The sequence below is a fragment of the Streptomyces sp. NPDC002088 genome (genome assembly GCF_040296605.1).
GTDB lineage: Bacteria > Actinomycetota > Actinomycetes > Streptomycetales > Streptomycetaceae > Streptomyces.
Genome location: NZ_JBEOXO010000008.1, coordinates 14,889 through 29,878 on the forward strand (window position 1 = coordinate 14,889; position 14,990 = coordinate 29,878).

At 69.5% G+C, this 14,990-nt stretch carries 12 protein-coding genes; 2 read left to right on the forward strand and 10 right to left on the reverse strand.

Annotation, left to right across the window (positions count from 1 at the left end; translation table 11 throughout):
* Positions 1–190: 190 nt before the first annotated feature.
* From ABT114_RS18570 to ABT114_RS18585, 4 genes are all read right to left on the reverse strand, one after another.
* Entirely contained in the window at positions 191–1,546 is a 1,356-nt protein-coding gene (locus ABT114_RS18570) for a replication-associated recombination protein A (protein WP_351143791.1), read from the reverse strand.
* Between the two features lie 44 nt (positions 1,547–1,590).
* On the reverse strand, positions 1,591–2,247 hold the full coding sequence (locus ABT114_RS18575; protein WP_351143793.1) for a vitamin K epoxide reductase family protein: 657 nt from the start codon (positions 2,245–2,247) through the stop codon (positions 1,591–1,593).
* Between the two features lie 201 nt (positions 2,248–2,448).
* Positions 2,449–3,711 (reverse strand): histidine--tRNA ligase, encoded by a 1,263-nt coding sequence (hisS, locus tag ABT114_RS18580; protein ID WP_351143795.1) that lies wholly within the window; start codon positions 3,709–3,711, stop codon positions 2,449–2,451.
* A 12-nt stretch (positions 3,712–3,723) separates the two neighbouring features.
* Positions 3,724–4,437: an MBL fold metallo-hydrolase gene (locus ABT114_RS18585; protein WP_351143797.1), complete on the reverse strand. Its 714-nt coding sequence runs from the start codon at positions 4,435–4,437 to the stop codon at positions 3,724–3,726.
* Between the two features lie 168 nt (positions 4,438–4,605).
* Here ABT114_RS18585 and ABT114_RS18590 point away from each other — a divergent pair, with 168 nt between their 5' ends.
* Positions 4,606–5,442, forward strand: a complete 837-nt coding sequence (locus tag ABT114_RS18590) for a peptidylprolyl isomerase (protein WP_351143799.1) — start codon at positions 4,606–4,608, stop codon at positions 5,440–5,442.
* A gap of 143 nt (positions 5,443–5,585) precedes the next feature.
* On the forward strand, positions 5,586–6,815 hold the full coding sequence (locus ABT114_RS18595; RefSeq protein ID WP_351143801.1) for a DUF349 domain-containing protein: 1,230 nt from the start codon (positions 5,586–5,588) through the stop codon (positions 6,813–6,815).
* A gap of 75 nt (positions 6,816–6,890) precedes the next feature.
* On the opposite strand, the gene ABT114_RS18600 is transcribed toward ABT114_RS18595, so the two are convergent.
* The 6 genes from ABT114_RS18600 to ruvB all read right to left on the reverse strand — a co-directional run bounded on the left by ABT114_RS18600 (position 6,891) and on the right by ruvB (position 14,908).
* The gene (locus ABT114_RS18600; RefSeq protein WP_351143803.1) at positions 6,891–9,419 is read right to left on the reverse strand and encodes a RelA/SpoT family protein; all 2,529 of its coding nucleotides are present in this window, start codon (positions 9,417–9,419) and stop codon (positions 6,891–6,893) included.
* Positions 9,420–9,590: 171 nt separating this feature from the next.
* Positions 9,591–10,130, reverse strand: a complete 540-nt coding sequence (locus ABT114_RS18605; RefSeq protein WP_351143805.1) for an adenine phosphoribosyltransferase — start codon at positions 10,128–10,130, stop codon at positions 9,591–9,593.
* Positions 10,127–11,251, reverse strand: a complete 1,125-nt coding sequence (gene secF / locus ABT114_RS18610) for a protein translocase subunit SecF (RefSeq protein WP_351143807.1) — start codon at positions 11,249–11,251, stop codon at positions 10,127–10,129. Before secF ends, ABT114_RS18605 begins: the two co-directional genes overlap by 4 nt.
* A gap of 1 nt (position 11,252) precedes the next feature.
* Positions 11,253–13,016 (reverse strand): protein translocase subunit SecD, encoded by a 1,764-nt coding sequence (gene secD, locus ABT114_RS18615; protein ID WP_351143809.1) that lies wholly within the window; start codon positions 13,014–13,016, stop codon positions 11,253–11,255.
* A gap of 129 nt (positions 13,017–13,145) precedes the next feature.
* Positions 13,146–13,652, reverse strand: coding sequence for a preprotein translocase subunit YajC (gene yajC / locus ABT114_RS18620; RefSeq protein WP_351143811.1), 507 nt, complete (start codon positions 13,650–13,652; stop codon positions 13,146–13,148).
* A 164-nt stretch (positions 13,653–13,816) separates the two neighbouring features.
* Positions 13,817–14,908, reverse strand: a complete 1,092-nt coding sequence (gene ruvB, locus ABT114_RS18625; protein ID WP_351143813.1) for a Holliday junction branch migration DNA helicase RuvB — start codon at positions 14,906–14,908, stop codon at positions 13,817–13,819.
* Positions 14,909–14,990 lie beyond the last annotated feature (82 nt).

Consider the following 14,990-nt stretch of genomic DNA (forward strand, 5'->3'; position numbering starts at 1 on the left):
GCCCACCGACCTGTCCCGGGAATCCGGGTGGTGGTGGGCTGCCCGCGACACCTTCGACGGTGCGCGACGCTCCTGGAATCTCCGCCGTGAGGCAGAGACTCCGGCTGGATGTCCCGTTCTGGTGGTGCCGGCTCCCTCTTGCGACGGGCCGGACACGGGACTCAGCACTCCGAGGGATTCTACAGGGTGCTCAGGACCCCTTGCGACCGAGGTGTTTCCTGGTCCACTCGACCGCGTCCGCGTAGCGCGCCTCGCCGCCGTGCCGGGTGGGTGTGTAGTACTCGCGGTCCTTGATGGCGTCCGGCGCGTACTGCTGGGCGGCGATGCCTTCGGACAGGTCGTGCGGGTACACGTACCCCTGCGCGTGCCCCAGTTTGGCCGCGCCCTTGTAGTGCCCGTCGCGCAGATGCGGCGGGACCGGTCCCGCCAGTCCCTTGCGTACGTCGTCCAGGGCGGCGCCGATCGCCGTGGTGGCGGCGTTGGACTTGGGGGCCAGGGCCAGGGCGATGGTGGCGTGGCTGAGGGTGAGGGCGGCCTCCGGGAAGCCGATCATGGCGACGGCCTGGGCGGCGGCGACCGCGATCGGCAGGGCGTTCGCGTCGGCCAGGCCGATGTCCTCGCTGGCGGAGATCATCAGGCGGCGGGCGATGAAGCGGGGGTCCTCGCCGGCCTCGATCATCCGGGCCAGGTAGTGCAGGGCGGCGTCGACGTCGGAGCCGCGGATGGACTTGATGAGGGCGCTCGCCACGTCGTAGTGCTGGTCGCCGTCGCGGTCGTATTTCACGGCGGCCCGGTCGACCGTCTCCTCGAGCGTGGTGAGCGCGATCTCCGTCTCGCCCTTGTCGAGGGCGGCCCCGGCGGCGGCCTCCAGGGCGGTCAGGGCGCGGCGGGCGTCGCCGCCGGCGATCCGCAGGAGGTGTTCCTCGGTGTCCTCGGGGAGGGCGACGGCGTCCTTGAGCCCGCGTTCGTCGCTCAGGGCGCGGCGGAGCAGGCCGCGCAGGTCGTCGTCGGTGAGGGGTTCGAGGGTGAGGAGGAGGGAGCGGGACAGCAGGGGCGAGATGACGGAGAAGTACGGGTTCTCGGTCGTCGCGGCGATCAGGGTCACCCAGCGGTTCTCGACGGCCGGGAGCAGGGAGTCCTGCTGGGCCTTGCTGAAGCGGTGGATCTCGTCGAGGAAGAGGACGGTCTCCTTGCCGTACCCGCCGGTGGCGCGGCGGGCGCCGTCGATGACCGCGCGGACCTCCTTGACGCCCGCGGTGATCGCCGAGAGTTCCACGAACCGCTTGTTGGTGGCCTTCGAGACGACGTACGCCAGGGTCGTCTTGCCGGTGCCGGGCGGGCCCCAGAGGATCACCGAGGACGGTCCGGCCGGGCCGCCCGTGCCCTCGCCGACGAGTCGGCGCAAGGGCGAGCCCGGCTTCAGCAGGTGCTGCTGGCCGACGACCTCGTCGAGGATGCGAGGGCGCATCCGGACCGCCAGGGGGCTCCCGGCGGGGTCCTTCTCCTGGCGGTCTTCTGCGGCGGCGGTGAACAGATCGGGCTCCACCCTGGAAACCCTAAATCACCGCACTGACAATCCCGCCGGGCCTGTCAGCTGGTCCAGAAATCCCACCAGCGGGTCAGGATCAGCATGCCGATGATGCCGATGTGCAGCACGGGCACGACCCAGGTGAACTCGCCGAAGAAGCTCTTCAGCCAGCGCGGGGCGGGCAGGAAGTCGTTGCGGACGTTGAACGACGTCACGTACCAGAACATGATGATCGTGGCGACCCAGGCCAGGGAGCACCACAGGCACAGCGCGTTGATCCGGTACAGGGACTGGAACTGCAGCCAGGTGCAGAAGGCCACGCCGAAGAGGGTGCCGAAGTTGAAGGTGAGCCAGTACCAGCGCGGGAAGCGGGCACCGGCGAGCAGGCTCATGCCGACGCAGATCACGATGCCGTAGCAGACGAGGCCGAGCATCGGGTTGGGGAAGCCGAAGGCGGCGGCCTGCTTGCTCTCCATCACGCTGCCGCAGGAGACGACGGGGTTCAGACTGCAGCCGGGCGTGAACGTCGTGCCGGCGACCTTGGCCTCGAGCAGCTTGAACTTGTCGATCGTGATGACCCACGCGGCGAGCAGTCCGGCCGCGCCGGTGATCAGCAGCAGGACGGCGAAGGCACGGCTGCCGCCCACCGTGCGCGGCGTGGGGGCCGCACGCTCCGGCTCGCGCTCGGTGGAGACGTTTTTGACTGTCGTCTTGCTCATCACGCCGATTCCGTCACTTGAGAGCTGGACATTCTCCGGGCAGTGGCCATTGTGCCGCACGCGTGCGCGTGCTCACCGTTCGCTTCGTATAAGGGAGTACGCGCAAACGTCCCCGAACGTTCGGTTCCGGACAGCGGCCGCCCAGGGAAAGGGCGCCGGTTGCCGCTGAGGCCCCCGGCGCCCTTCCATCCGTACGGATGACTAGCCGAGCCGCGATTCCAGCTCCGCCACGATCTCGTTCACGCCGATCGCCGTCTGCTCGCCGGACTCCATGTCCTTGAGCTGGACGAGGCCCTCGGCGAGATCGCGCTCGCCGGCGACGAGCGTGTAACGGGCGCCGCTGCGGTTGGCGTTCTTCATGGCGCCCTTGAGGCCCTTGTGGCCGTAGGAGAAGTCGGCGGCGATGCCGACCTTGCGCAGTTCGGTGACCTTGGCGAAGAGGATCCGGCGGGCCTCCTCGCCCAGCGGGACCGCGAACACGCTGGTGGACGCGGGGAGTTCGAGTTCGACGCCCTCCGCCTCCAGGGCCAGGACCGTGCGGTCGACGCCGAGGGCCCAGCCGACGGACGGCAGCGCGGGACCGCCGATCATCTCGGACAGGCCGTCGTAGCGGCCGCCGCCGCCCACCGCGGACTGGGAGCCCAGACCGTCGTGGACGAACTCGAAGGTCGTCCGCGTGTAGTAGTCCAGGCCGCGGACCAGCTTCGGGTCGTCCTCGAAGGCGACGCCCGCCGCCGTGATCAGCTCGCGGACCTCCTCGTGGTACGCCTTGCAGGCGTCGCAGAGATAGTCGCGCAGCAGCGGGACGTCGGTCAGCTGCTTCTGGACGTCCGGGCGCTTGTCGTCCAGGACGCGCAGGGGGTTGATGTCCGCGCGGCGCAGGGTGTCTTCGTCCAGGTCCAGGCCCCGGAGGAAGTTCTGGAGCGCTTCCCGGTACACCGGGCGGCACTCCTTGTCGCCCAGGCTGTTCAGCAGGATGCGGAAGTCGCGCAGGCCCAGCGAGCGGTACGCCTGGTCCGCCAGGATGATCAGCTCGGCGTCCAGGGCCGGGTCCTCGGCGCCGATCGCCTCGGCGCCGACCTGGGAGAAGTGCCGGTAACGGCCCTTCTGGGGGCGCTCGTAGCGGTAGTACGAGCCGGAGTACCACAGCTTGACCGGGAGGTTGCCCGCCTTGTGGAGGTTGGCCTCCAGGGCGGCCCGGAGCACGGACGCGGTGCCCTCGGGGCGCAGCGCGAGCCTGTCGCCGCCCTTGGTCTCGAAGGCGTACATCTCCTTGGTCACGATGTCGGTGGACTCACCGACACCGCGCGCGAACAGCTCGACGTTCTCGAAGCCGGGCGTCTCGATGTAGCCGTAGCCGGAGTTGCGCAGGGGTGCGGCGATCGCCTCGCGCACGGCGAGGTACGTGGCGCTGTCCGGCGGGATCAGGTCGTACGTGCCCTTGGGGGCCTTGAAGGTGCTCACGGAAGTCTCTCGTCACATTCCTCGTCGGGGAGCCGTATTCACGTTCGCTCCCTGGCCGGAGGCCACCTGCCGCAGATACGGGTTGGTGGCGCGCTCCTGGCCGATGGTCGTCTGGGAGCCGTGGCCGGACAGCACCACGGTCGAGTCGTCGAGCGGCAGGCACACGCGGGCCAGCGAGTCGAGCATCTCGGCCATGTCACCGCCGGGCAGGTCGGTGCGTCCGATGGAGCCGGCGAACAGCAGATCCCCGGAGAAGAAGACCGACGGGATGTCGGCGGTCTCGGGCATCCGGAAGGTCACCGACCCCTTGGTATGGCCGGGCGCATGCGCGACGGACAGCTCCAGGCCCGCCAGCTCCAGCTTCGCGCCGTCGGTCAGCTCCTTGACGTCGTCCGGCTCCCCCACGGTGAGCTCGCCCATCAGCGGCATCCCGATGGAACGGCCGAGCGCCTTCTCGGGGTCGCTCATCATGTAGCGGTCCTCGGGGTGGATCCACGCCGGTACGTCGTGCGCGCCGCACACCGGGACGACCGAGGCCACGTGATCGATGTGGCCGTGGGTGAGGACGACGGCGACAGGCTTGAGCCGATGCTTCTTCAGCGCTTCCTCGACTCCTTGGGCGGCCTGGTGGCCCGGGTCGATGATCACGCACTCCTCACCGGCGGCGGGGGCGACGAGATAACAGTTCGTCCCCCAGGCCCCGGCGGGGAACCCGGCAATGAGCACGATCGTCCTTCGTTGTGTCGATACGGGCGGCTGCAGCTGTGGTCAGAAGCCTACCGGCGCTGCCGATTACTCAGCGAACCCATATACGGTACGGGGCACACGCAGGCGGTCGGCACACCAGACGCACGCGTCCCAGTCGACGTACGAGACGCATGAGGAGAAAACCCCGTGGTCACCCAGGAACAGCGGCGGCGGCAGCTCGCCCGGGAGAAGTTCTTGCGGCAGCAGCAGCGTCGTACCGCTGCCAGGCGCAAGTCGCGCGTTCGCAACTCGGTGATCGCGTCGGTGCTCGGCGTGATCCTGGTCGGCAGCCTGGCGCTGTACACGACCGGCGTCCTCAAGGGGGACGACGACAAGGCCAACGCGAGCGCGACCGCGTCCGCGTCCGCCAGTCCGAGCGCGGTGAAGGACCCCTGTGAGAAGGCCGCCGACGGCAAGGTCAAGTCGCTGAGCTGGAAGAAGGAGCCGGCGATCACGATCGACAAGTCGGCGAAGTACACGATGAAGCTCGCGACGACGTGCGGCGACATAGACCTCGCGCTGAAGACGTCGGCGGCCCCGCACACGGTGAATTCGTTCAACTTCCTTGCCGGCAAGGGCTTCTTCGACCACAGCAAGTGCCACCGGCTGACCACCACCGGCATCTACGTGCTGCAGTGCGGCGACCCGACGGGCAGCGGCAGCGGCGGTCCCGGCTACACGATTCCGGACGAGAACCTGAAGGACAAGAGCCTGAAGGACAACGTCTACCCGGCGGGCACGGTCGCGATGGCGAACCAGTACGACTCCAGCTCGGGGCAGGGTCGTAACACCGGAGGCAGCCAGTTCTTCCTCGTCTACCAGGACAGCCAGCTGCCGCCCGACTACACACCGTTCGGTACCGTTTCCGAATCGGGCATGAAGGTCCTGAAGAAAATCGCCGCCGCGGGCGAGAACACGGGGGCCGGTGACGGGGCTCCCAACGCGACCGTTGTGATCAACAAGGCGACCGTCACGAAATCCTGATGACCAGCACGGCCAGCTCCGAAATTTCGGTCGCGCTGGATGCGGACAGGTAACCCGCTGGTCGCCTATGTTGGCCGTGACGAAACTGTGGACGATGCCGGGGGAGCTGAGGCCCCCCGCAGGCATCATGTGGAGGAGGCGCTGTGAGCAGCGACCCGTGGGGCCGCGTCGACGAGACGGGGACCGTGTACGTGCGTACGGCCGACGGCGAGCAGGTCGTCGGTTCCTGGCAGGCCGGCTCTCCTGAGGAGGCGCTGGCCTACTTCGAGCGCAAGTACGAAGGCCTGGTTGTCGAGATCGGCCTCCTCGAGAAGCGAGTCCGGACCACCGACCTGTCCGCCAAGGACGCCCAGACGGCCATCGACCATCTTCGCGAGCAGGTCGACGCCCACCACGCGGTGGGCGACCTGGAGGCGCTGCGGGGCCGGCTGGACAAGCTGGTGGCGACGGTCGAGTCGCGGCGCGAGGAGCGTAAGCAGCAGCGGGCCAAGCAGTCCGACGAGGCACGGCACGCCAAGGAGGCGCTGGTCACCGAGGCGGAGGAGCTGGCGCAGTCCGACCAGTGGCGGTCGGCCGGTGAGCGGCTGCGGTCCCTGGTGGACACCTGGAAGGGTCTGCCGCGGCTCGACCGCAAGTCGGACGACGAGCTGTGGCACCGCTTCTCGCACGCGCGGTCGGCGTTCTCCAAGCGCCGCAAGGCGCACTTCGCGCAGCTGGACGCCCAGCGCGAGGAGGCCCGCAGGACCAAGGAGCGGCTGGTCGCCGAAGCCGAGGCGCTGTCGGGCTCGACCGACTGGGGGCCGACGGCCGCGCGCTACCGCGATCTGATGGCGGAGTGGAAGGCCGCGGGCCGCGCCCAGCGCGAGCATGAGGACGACCTGTGGAACCGCTTCCGCGGCGCCCAGGACGTCTTCTTCGCCGCCCGCAGCTCGGTATTCGCCGAGCGGGACGCCGAGCAGTCGGAGAACCTGAAGCTGAAGGAGGAGCTGGCCGAGGAGGCCGAGAAGCTCCTGCCGGTGACGGATCTGAAGGCGGCACGGGCCGGCTTCCGCTCGATCAACGAGCGCTGGGAGGCCATCGGCCACGTCCCGCGCGACGCGCGGCCGAAGGTCGAGGGCCGGATGCACGCCGTCGAGCGGGCCATCCAGGAGGCCGAGGAGACCGAGTGGCGCCGGACCAACCCGGAGGCACGCGCGCGTGCCGAGGGGCTGACCGGTCAGCTCCAGGCGGCCGTCGACAAGCTGCGGGGGCAGATCGACCAGGCGCGCGCCCAGGGCAACACCGCCAGGGCGGAGAAGCTCGAGCGGGAGCTGGAGGGCCGCCAGGCGCTCCTGGACCAGGCGCTGAAGGGTCTGCACGAGTTCGGCGGCTGACCCCGTCCTCTCCGTCGTAGCGCAGAGGCCCCCGTACGTGGCGTACGGGGGCCTCTCGCATGCGTGGGGCTCGCTCTACGGCCTGCGTGCCGACGTCACCCGGTACACGTCGTAGACGCCCTCCACGCCCCTGACCGCCTTCAGGACGTGCCCGAGGTGCTTGGGGTCGCCCATCTCGAAGGTGAAGCGGGAGGTGGCGACACGGTCGCGGGAGGTCTGGACGGCCGCGGAGAGGATGTTGACGTGCTGGTCGGACAGCACGCGCGTGACGTCCGAGAGGAGCCGGGAGCGGTCCAGGGCCTCGACCTGGATGGCGACCAGGAAGACCGAGGACTGCGTGGGCGCCCACTCGACCTCGAGGATGCGCTCCGGTTCGCGGGACAGTGACTCCACGTTGACGCAGTCGCTGCGGTGAACCGATACTCCGCTACCGCGCGTGACAAAGCCGATGATCGGGTCGCCGGGGACGGGCGTACAGCACCGGGCCAGCTTGACCCACACGTCGTCGACGCCCTTGACCACGACACCCGGGTCGGCGTTGGAGCGGCGCTTGCGGCCGCGGCCACGCGCGGGCGGCACGCTCTCGTCGATCTCCTCGGTGGCGGCCTCCTCCCCGCCGAGGGCCTGGACGAGCTTCTGCACGACGTTCTGCGCGGCGACATGGCCCTCACCGATAGCGGCGTAGAGCGAGGAGATGTCCGGGTAGCGCATCTCGTGCGCGAGCGTGACGAGCGAGTCGCCCGTCAGGATCCGCTGGATCGGCAGGTTCTGCTTGCGCATCGCGCGCGCGATGGCGTCCTTGCCCTGCTCGATCGCCTCGTCGCGGCGCTCCTTGGAGAACCACGCCCGGATTTTGTTGCGGGCGCGCGGCGACTTGACGAAGCCGAGCCAGTCGCGGGAGGGGCCGGCGCCGGACGCCTTGGAGGTGAAGACCTCCACCAGGTCGCCGTTGTCCAGGGTGGACTCGAGCGGTACGAGGCGGCCGTTGACCCGTGCCCCTATGGTCCGGTGGCCGACCTCGGTGTGCACCGCGTACGCGAAGTCCACCGGGGTGGCTCCCGCCGGCAGCGCTATGACGTCACCCTTCGGCGTGAAGACGAAGACCTCGTTGCGGGAGAGGTCGAAGCGCAGCGACTCCAGGAACTCGCCCGGGTCCTCGGTCTCCTTCTGCCAGTCGAGCAGCTGGCGCAGCCACGCCATGTCGTTGAGGTGGTCGTCCTTGCCCTTGCCGGACGACTTGGGGGCGTCGCTGCGGACCTTGGAGGCGCCGGCGACGGCCTCCTGCTTGTACTTCCAGTGCGCGGCGATGCCGTACTCGGCGCGGCGGTGCATGTCGAACGTACGGATCTGGAGTTCGACCGGCTTGCCGTTGGGGCCGATGACCGTCGTGTGCAACGACTGGTACATGTTGAACTTGGGCATCGCGATGTAGTCCTTGAACCGGCCGGGGACCGGGTTCCATCGCGCGTGCACCGTGCCGAGGGCCGCGTAGCAGTCGCGGACGGTGTCCACGAGAACGCGGATGCCCACCAGGTCGTAGATCTCCGCGAAGTCACGGCCGCGGACGATCATCTTCTGGTAGACGCTGTAGTAGTGCTTCGGGCGGCCGGTGACGGTCGCCTTGATGCGGGCGGCGCGCAGGTCGGACTGGACCTCGTCGGTCACTATGGCCAGATACTCGTCACGCTTCGGTGCCCTCTCGGCCACCAGCCGTACGATCTCGTCGTACATCTTGGGGTAGAGAATCGCGAAGGCGAGGTCCTCCAGCTCCCACTTGATGGTGTTCATGCCCAGGCGATGGGCGAGCGGCGCGTAGATCTCGAGGGTCTCGCGCGCCTTCTTCTCCTGCTTCTCGCGCTTGAGGTAGCGCATGGTGCGCATGTTGTGCAGGCGGTCGGCGAGCTTGATGACCAGGACGCGCGGGTCCTTGGCCATCGCGACGACCATCTTGCGCACGGTCTCGGCCTGCGCGGCCTCACCGAACTTGACCTTGTCCAGCTTGGTGACGCCGTCGACGAGGAGGGCGACGGTGTCGCCGAAGTCGCGGCGGAGCTGGTCGAGGCCGTACTCGGTGTCCTCGACGGTGTCGTGCAGCAGGCCCGCCATCAGCGTGGCCGGATCCATGCCCAGCTCGGCGAGGATGGTGGTCACGGCGAGCGGGTGCGTGATGTACGGGTCGCCGCTCTTGCGCTTCTGGCCGCGGTGCCAGCGCTCTGCCACCTGGTAGGCGCGCTCGATCTGGCGGAGGGTCGCGGTCTCGATCTTGGGGTCGTTGCTGCGCACTATCCGCAGCAGCGGCTCCAGGACCGGGTTGTAGGGGTTGGCGCGCTGGACACCGAGGCGGGCGAGGCGGGCACGGACGCGGTTCGAGGAGCCGGAACGGGCGGGCTGGCCGGACGTCGGGCGCACCGCGGGCGGGTTCGCGGCGCGCTCGCGCGGCGCCGGCTTGGGGCGCGGCTCTTCGGCCGGCCTGTCGACGGACGCGGAGCGGTCGTGCTCGACCGGCCCACGGGCGTCGTTCTTCGCGTGCGACGCGGGCGTCGCCGCGGGGCCCGGGGTGGGCTCGGGCTTGGCGGCGGTCAGGTGCTGGGCCTCGTCTGCCAAGAGGACTCCTCGTGCGCGATCCGGGTCCCCCGGTCAGGCTCCGGAGCACCCATCGTAGCGATCCTCGGCTCCAGGATCGCCTTCAGGCCGATGTGAGGGCTGTCTACCGGAGAAACGCAAGAGGCGGGCGCCGGATTCCTCCGGGCCCGCCTCGATGCCTTACGACGCCTGTCAGACGGTGAGCAGTGCCTCCAGCGGGGCTCCGTTCAGGGCCGCCTCCAGGCGGGGGCGGCCGGCGAGGAAGCTGAGCTCCATCAGGACGGCGGCGCCCGCGACCTCGGCGCCCGCGCGGTGGATGAGCTGGACCGAGGCCTCGGCGGTGCCGCCGGTGGCAAGCACGTCGTCGACGATCAGAATGCGGTCCTGCGCGCTCAGATCCTCCGCGTGCACCTCGATCTCGGCGGAGCCGTACTCCAGGTCGTACGCCTGGCTGAGGGTGGCTCCGGGGAGCTTGCCCGCCTTGCGTACGGGGATGAAGCCGAGGCCCGCGCGGACGGCGACGGGGGCGCCGAGGATGAAGCCCCGGGCCTCCAGGCCGACGATCTTCGTGGCACCGGTGCGCACGGCGATCTCCGCGAAGGCGTCGGTGAGCGCGGTGAACGCCGCCGGGTCCGCCAGGAGTGGGGTGATGTCCTTGAACATCACGCCCGGCTCCGGGTAGTCCTGCACGTCACGGATCTTGCTGAGCAGGAGTTCCTTGATGTCGGTCATCGGCGCTTCCCCGACGGTCGGCCACGGCCCCGGGTGCGGGACGTGGGCTGGTTGCGTGGGCCGACGACCGCGGGAGCGGCGTCCTCCGGCTCGTCGGCGTCCAGGACGTCGACGGACCGCGACTCGGCGAGCTCCTCTTCGGCGGCGGCCTGGGCGCGCTTGGCCAGGACCCGCTTCCTGAGGGCCTTCATCTGCGGCTCGCGCTCCTTGAGGTCGGCGACGAGCGGCGTGGCGATGAAGATCGAGGAGTAAGCACCGGCCGCGAGGCCGACGAACAGCGACAGCGAGATGTCGTTGAGCGTGCCCGCGCCGAGCACACCGCCACCGATGAACAGCAGGCCCGCCACCGGCAGCAGCGCGACCACGGTCGTGTTGATGGAGCGGACCAGGGTGCTGTTGATCGACCGGTTGGCGATGTCGCTGTAGGTCCAGCGGGTCTGCTTGGTGATGTCCTTCGTCTGCTCCTTGAGGCTGTCGAAGACGACGACCGTGTCGTAGAGCGAGTAGCCGAGGATCGTCAGCAGACCGATGACCGTACCGGGCGTCACCTCGAAGCCGACCAGGGCGTAGATGCCGACCGTGATGGTGATGTCATGGATCAGCGCGACCAGCGCCGCGAGCGCCATGCGCCACTCGAAGGCGATCGCCAGGTAGATCACGACCAGGATCATGAAGATCGCCAGGCCCTCCCAGGCCTTGTTGGCGATCTGGTCGCCCCAGCTGGGGCCGACCAGGTCCGCGGCGATGTCCTCCGAGTCGATCTTCAGGTCCTTGGACAGGGCCTTCTTGATCGCGTCGGACTTGTCGGTGTCCACACCGGAGATCTGGATGCGCAGGCCGTCGGAACCGCCCGAGCCGAGCTCCTGCACGACCGCCTGGTGGCCGGACGCCTCTTCCGCGTACCGCTCCGCCGTCGCGACCGAGACGCTGGTCTTCGGGGTGTTGAAGACGGCGCCGCCCTCGAACTCGATGCCCATGTTCAGGCCGCGCACCGTCAGGCCGAGGATGGCCGTGATAGTGATCAGGATCGAGATGCCGTACCAGATCTTGCGGTTGCCGACGAAGTCGTAACCGATCTCGCCACGGTGCAGTCGGGCGCCGAGGTTGCCGAGCTTCGACATCTCACGCCTCCTTCGTCTCGGCGGGGGCGGAGGGACGGCGGGTGCGGCGCAGCGGCGGCTTGGCACCCAGTCGCTTCGGGTCGAGGCCGGACCAGCTGTGGCCGTCCGCGAAGAACTTCCTGCGGGCCATGATCGTCATCAGCGGCTTGGTGAAGAGGAAGACGACGACCACGTCCAGCAGGGTGGTCAGGCCCAGCGTGAACGCGAAGCCCTGGACCTTGCCCACGGTGACGATGAAGAGCACCGCGGCGGCGAGGAACGACACGAAGTCGGAGACCAGGATGGTGCGCCGGGCGCGCGGCCAGGCCCGCTCGACGGCGGGGCGCAGCGTGCGGCCCTCGCGGATCTCGTCCCTTATGCGTTCGAAGAACACGATGAACGAGTCCGCTGTGATACCGATCGCGACGATCGCACCACAGACCGCCGGCAGGTTCAGCGCGAAGTGGATGGTCGGGCCGAGCAGCGACATGATCACGTACGTGAGGGCCGCGGAGACCAGCAGCGAGGCGATCGCGATGAGCGACAGGCCCCGGTAGTAGAGCACCAGGTAGATGATGACCAGCGCGAGGCCGATGGCGCCGGCGATCAGACCGGCGTGCAGCTGGTCGCCACCGAGGGCGGCGGTCACCGTGGTGACGCTCTGCTCCTTGAAGGTCAGCGGCAGGGCACCGTACGACAGCATGTTGGCGAGGCTCTGGGCCTCCTCCTGGCCGAAGTTGCCGGAGATCTCCGCGCTGCCGCCGGTCAACGCCTCGCTGACGGACGGGTCGGAGACGACCTCACCGTCCAGGACGATGGCGAACTGGTTCTGCGGGGACGTCTGCTGGGCCAGCTGACCGGTGATGTCGCCGAACTTCTTGGCGCCCTTGGACGTGAACTCCATGGTGACGGTCCAGCCCGCGGCGGTCGTGGTGTTGTAGATGGCCTGGGCCTTCTTCACGTCCGTGCCGTCGACCTGGGCGGGGCCGAGGATGTACTTCTGCCACTGGTTCGCCGAGTTCTTGCCGCAGGCGACGGTCGCGTCCTCGGGCTTGGCACCCTGGCCGGCCGCGGCGCGGGCCTTCTCGTCCGCGCAGTTGAGCGCGGTGTACTGCGCCTCGAGCTTGGCGGTCGCGGCATCGGTGGAGCTGCTGGCGGACGGGGAGGCGGAGGCCGTCGCGCTGCTGGACGCCGAGCTGCTCGCCGACGGCGTGGAGTCGGCCTTCAGGGCGTCGGTGACCGCACGTCCCTGCGAGGTGGCACTCGACGACGGGGTCGCGGAGCTGGAGGGGGACGAGGACGAGGTCGCCTTGTCGGTCGCCTTGCTCGAAGAGCTGCTGGAGGCGCTCGGCGACGGGCTGGCCGTCGCGGCGCCGGCGGAGATCTCGGTCGCGAGGACCGGACGGAAGTAGAGCTTGGCGGTGGTACCGACCTGTGCCCGGGCCTCCTCGGAGTTCGTGCCCTTGGGGATGTTGACGATGATGTTCCGCGTGCCCTGCGTCTGGACCTCGGTCTCCGAGACGCCAAGACCATTGACACGGCGGTTCATGATGTCGACCGCGGTGTCCATGTTGGTCTTGTTGATCGCGGACTCCTGGCCCGGCTCCGGGACCGCCTCGAGCGTGATGCTCGTACCGCCGGCCAGGTCGATGCCGAGACGCGGAGTCGTGTGCCCGGAGGCGAACATCCCTCCGGTGAGCGCCACGATGGCGATCAGGATCAGGGCCAGCGAGCGCCCCGGCTTGCTCTGGGCGCTCGCGCTCCGGCCCTTCTTAGGTGCTGCCACCTTCTCGTACTCCCTCTCGGGCCGCTCCGCGCCGGGTCAGCGCGGCAGCAGCCATGACATGGTGTCGGGACCCCCTGCGAGATGCACGCCCGGGACACGCGGACCAGTCCCGCGTGTCCCGGGTCAGGCCTACTTCGCGTCGGAGTCGCCGTCGGTCTTCTTCGGCTCTTCGTCCGTCTTCGCCTCGGCGGCCTCTGTGGCCTCGGCGTCGTCGGACGGCTCCTCGGCCGCGTCCTTCTTGCCGAGGTCGACGGACTTGTCGCCGGAGGCGGCGGCAGCTTCGTCGGCGGGCTCGTCGGCCTCGGTGAGGGAGGAGGCGTCGTCAGGGACGACCTCGGACTTCAGGTCGTGCTCGACGCCGTGGACGATGCGGTTGTACTCGTCGTCCGTCAGGACGGCGCCGATCGCGTTCTTCGCGAACAGGAGCTCCACACCCGGGCCGGCGTCGACGAGGACCGTGTCCTCGTTGACCTCCTTGACCGTCGCGTACATCCCCCCGATGGTGCGGACGCCGCTGCCGGGCTGCATCTCATTGCGCATGTGCGCAGCCTGCTGCTGCTTCTTCTTGGCTGACCGAGTCATCAGGAACATGGCCCCGATGAGCACGATGAACGGGAGGAGGGTCACGAGACTCACGGGTCGGAACTTCCTTCACACGACCGCGGTGGTGAGCGGCCTGATGGTTGGGGGTATGTGTACCGCCGACAGAGGCGGCATCGGCGGAGTCTAAGCGAGTCCGCGTGCATGGAACAACGCTCAGCATGGCACCAGGGTTCCTGACCCTGCCAATGCCCGCGCCGTCACGCCCCGAACAGGTCCCCTTGTCCGTTTCCCCCGGCTGCGGAGCGAGGCGGGGTGAGACCGAGGTGCGCCCAGGCCGCAGGGGTGGCGACCCGTCCGCGGGGGGTGCGGGCGAGCAGTCCCTCCCTGACGAGGAACGGTTCGGCGACCTCCTCCACGGTCTCACGTTCCTCCCCCACCGCGACCGCCAGCGTCGACAGGCCGACCGGGCCGCCGCCGAACAGCTTCAGCAGTGCCTCCAGGACGGCCCGGTCGAGGCGGTCCAGGCCGCGGGCGTCGACCTCGTAGACCGCCAGGGCCGCCTCGGCGATCTCCGTCGTGATGAAGCCGTCGGCCTTGACCTGCGCGTAGTCGCGCACGCGGCGCAGCAGTCGGTTGGCGATGCGGGGCGTACCGCGGGAGCGGCCGGCGATCTCGGCGGCGCCGTCGGTGTCGATCTCGACGTCGAGCAGGTTCGCCGAGCGGTGGATGACGCGCTCCAGCTCGGCCGGCTCGTAGAACTCCATGTGCGCCGTGAAGCCGAAGCGGTCGCGCAGCGGGGGCGGCAGCAGGCCCGCGCGCGTGGTGGCGCCGACCAGGGTGAAGGGGGGCAGTTCGAGGGGGATGGCGGTGGCGCCGGGGCCCTTGCCGACGATGACGTCGACGCGGAAGTCCTCCATCGCCATGTAGAGCATCTCCTCGGCGGGCCGCGACATGCGATGGATCTCGTCGAGGAAGAGGACCTCGCCCTCCTGGAGGGAGGACAGGATCGCGGCCAGGTCGCCCGCGTGCTGGATGGCGGGGCCGCTGGTGATGCGGATGGGGGCGCCCATCTCGGCCGCGATGATCATCGAGAGGGTGGTCTTGCCGAGGCCCGGGGCGCCGGAGAGCAGCACGTGGTCGGCGGTGGCGCCACGCGCGCGTGCGGCGCGCAGGACCAGGTCGAGCTGCTCGCGGACCTTCTCCTGGCCGATGAACTCGCCCAGGTCCTTGGGGCGCAGGGCGGCCTCGACGGCCTGGTCCTCACGGTCGGCGACAGGGCCCACCAGCCGCTCCGCGGCGCCGCCGAGCAGCTCGGCGGCGGAGGTGTCGGTCGTGTCGTCCCAGTTCATGGAGTGTGCCTCGGGGTCTCAGGAGGGGGCGCGGTGGCTCAGTGGGGGCAGGGTCTGCGGATCAGCGGGTCCGGAGTCGGCC